Below are 2,237 nucleotides of genomic sequence, written 5' to 3'. Positions count from 1 at the left end.
CCCCCCATGTCAACATGATTTCGCTTTAAGAAAATTTTGCCATGAAAAATTCCGACTATCCCGAATACCAGAGAAGGAAAATCAGCCGCCGTTCGTTCATGAAAAAAAGTGTCGTCGCCTCCGTGGCCGCGAGTAATCTGACGATGTTTAGCGGGTTGGTGGATGCGAGTATTTTTTATACTTCGCAAAGCGGAAGTTGCTCGTATACGGCTATAACCATTCAGGAAACGGAAAGTGTTCATGAAGGTTATACTACAAATAAGGTTGAATGTACGGCAATGGGTGAACGAGATGAGTGTGATGGGTTTACTTGCCGAGATCGTCGAATAATAGGATTTTATTCTGACGGAACTCCCATATACAGGGGAGCGGAAACTCGAATCCCTTGCGGAGAGAGTCGGATATGTTGGGTTGATGTTAAGGATTGATATGAGGAAAAAATACAGAAATAAAGTATTTTTGATTCTCGCGATGATTGTTGGCGGAGTATGTATTATGCATAGTTTTCTTAATCATCAAGCAAGTGAAAGAAAAAAAATAAAAAACAATCATACCGCCGAGCGGTTCGAAAAAAAGACTGAAATTAAATCATCGATTTCTTCGGTTAGGAGTGATTATGAAGGGCTGGAAGGGGGGAGAGCTGCTAATAGTTTGATTGCTGAAATGGTTGGGCTTTCTGAGCCGTATCAATTTGCAAATCCAGAGATTGTCGTTTTTAGTGATGTGTCTAGTAGGTTGAGCTTCGCTCGAGAGCTTGAACGAATCATGGCGGAAAACGGTGAAGGATCTGTGCGTTCGTCAATAATAAGACAGTTGTTTTATACGTCTAATATATCAATGGTTGATGGGTTGTCTTTTCTTGACGTGCTTGGAGATGTCGATAGCTCGGTTGCTGTCGGTGCTTTAGTGGAGAGATTTAAAGAAAATACTGCTTTTTCGCTAAACGATGTTCGTGGATTTGATCTTGATGAACTATTAAACTCGCCTTTCGAAGGTAAGTTGAAATTTCTTGCAGAGGGGTTGCATGAATTTGTGGGGAGATTTGGGATTAGTTCGGGAGAGGTTAAGGATTTAGTGAGTTCGGCTGTTTACGAGGATGTGTTTTCTGTTTTGCTGGGGTCGGATGTTCTTAATGTGTCTTTTCAAAAAGAAAGGTTGAAGCTTTTTGGTTCTCTTGCGAGACATGGTTCTTCTTTGCAAATGATAAATGTATTAAATGAGAAAGCTCCTCAAGTGCTAAATGAGCCTGTATTCCAGAGAGAGGCGTTTTCCCGCTGGACAGGAAAGGACTCCCAAGTTGTTGCTAACTATATTAATCTATTTACTTCTGTGGATTTTGAAGCTGGTTCCCGATTCGCGAAATCACTAATTGGATTAGATTTGTCTAAGGCTGAGAGGAAGTATGAAGATTTGTTGTTATCCGGGAGAAGTGATATCGAGTGGTTTGCGGTCGAGTTGGCTAAAAAACATGCCTCAAAGGGTCGCTTTTCTGAAGTTGATAGATATTTGGGGGATATGTTTGATCTGGAGGATGAGAGAAAAAATCGAGTTATGAGTGAAATATGGGGTGAGAAGGTGAAATATGTTGAGAGTCGTGTCTTGGCCGATGGAGTGTCTGCAATTTCTTCGATCGTGAATGGTCGTTCGGGTGGTGATGTTGAAATGATTGAGGTGGCTATGAGTAAATGGATAAAGGAAAGTCCAGAAGATTCTGCTAACTGGTTTGAAAATCAGGGAGTGAATGTTGTTCCCGAAAAACGCCAATATATCGCTGCCGCTTACGCCAAGGAGGCGGCTTCTCAGGGCGATGTAGCTCTAGCCCGGCAGTGGGCGGATTTGATCATCGATCAAGAAACGGCCGCTCGCATTCAGGGGGTGATTGCGGAGGCAGAGAAGGCAGGGCAGAATTGAGAAAGGGCTTGTCCAGGCGGGTAAGAACCAGAGACCGGATTCTTTCATCCAGGATATTTTTGCTCGTGTGCTTGGTGGATTCCTTTTGGCGATGTTTTTAAAGTTTTTGCTAGTTTCAGAGGATGAAGCCCCGAAAGTTTCGCCTCTTCCTGCGTGGAAATTTGGAGAAGGGAAGTCTCGGGAAGAAAGGGTCTGCGGGCTAGCCAGGTTACGTCGACAGGGAAGGGGAGGAGGCCATTCGCGTCAGGTTAAGAGCCTAACCGATTCGTAGCCAGCAAATTAGATTGGCAAAAACCACCTTTTTCCCTTGACAAGTCGAGCAGCGC

Annotated in this window: 2 protein-coding genes; one reads left to right on the top strand and one right to left on the bottom strand. The window is 43.8% G+C overall.

Features of this window, described 5'->3' with window-relative positions; all coding sequences use genetic code 11:
- Nucleotides 1-242, bottom strand: a 242-nt coding sequence (locus tag JIN78_RS17405; RefSeq protein WP_234038057.1) for a hypothetical protein, incomplete at its 3' end; no start/stop codon positions are given.
- Between the two features lie 187 nt (nucleotides 243-429).
- Between JIN78_RS17405 and JIN78_RS16605 the strand changes: the two genes are divergently transcribed.
- Entirely contained in the window at nucleotides 430-1,911 is a 1,482-nt protein-coding gene (locus JIN78_RS16605) for a hypothetical protein (protein ID WP_200393119.1), read from the top strand.
- Nucleotides 1,912-2,237: the final 326 nt, after the last annotated feature.

This window comes from Roseibacillus ishigakijimensis (assembly GCF_016595415.1).
GTDB classification, from domain to species: Bacteria; Verrucomicrobiota; Verrucomicrobiia; order Verrucomicrobiales; family Akkermansiaceae; genus Roseibacillus; species Roseibacillus ishigakijimensis.
Note: the sequence above shows the minus strand (reverse complement) of the source record. Positions and strands in the feature narration are given on the sequence as shown.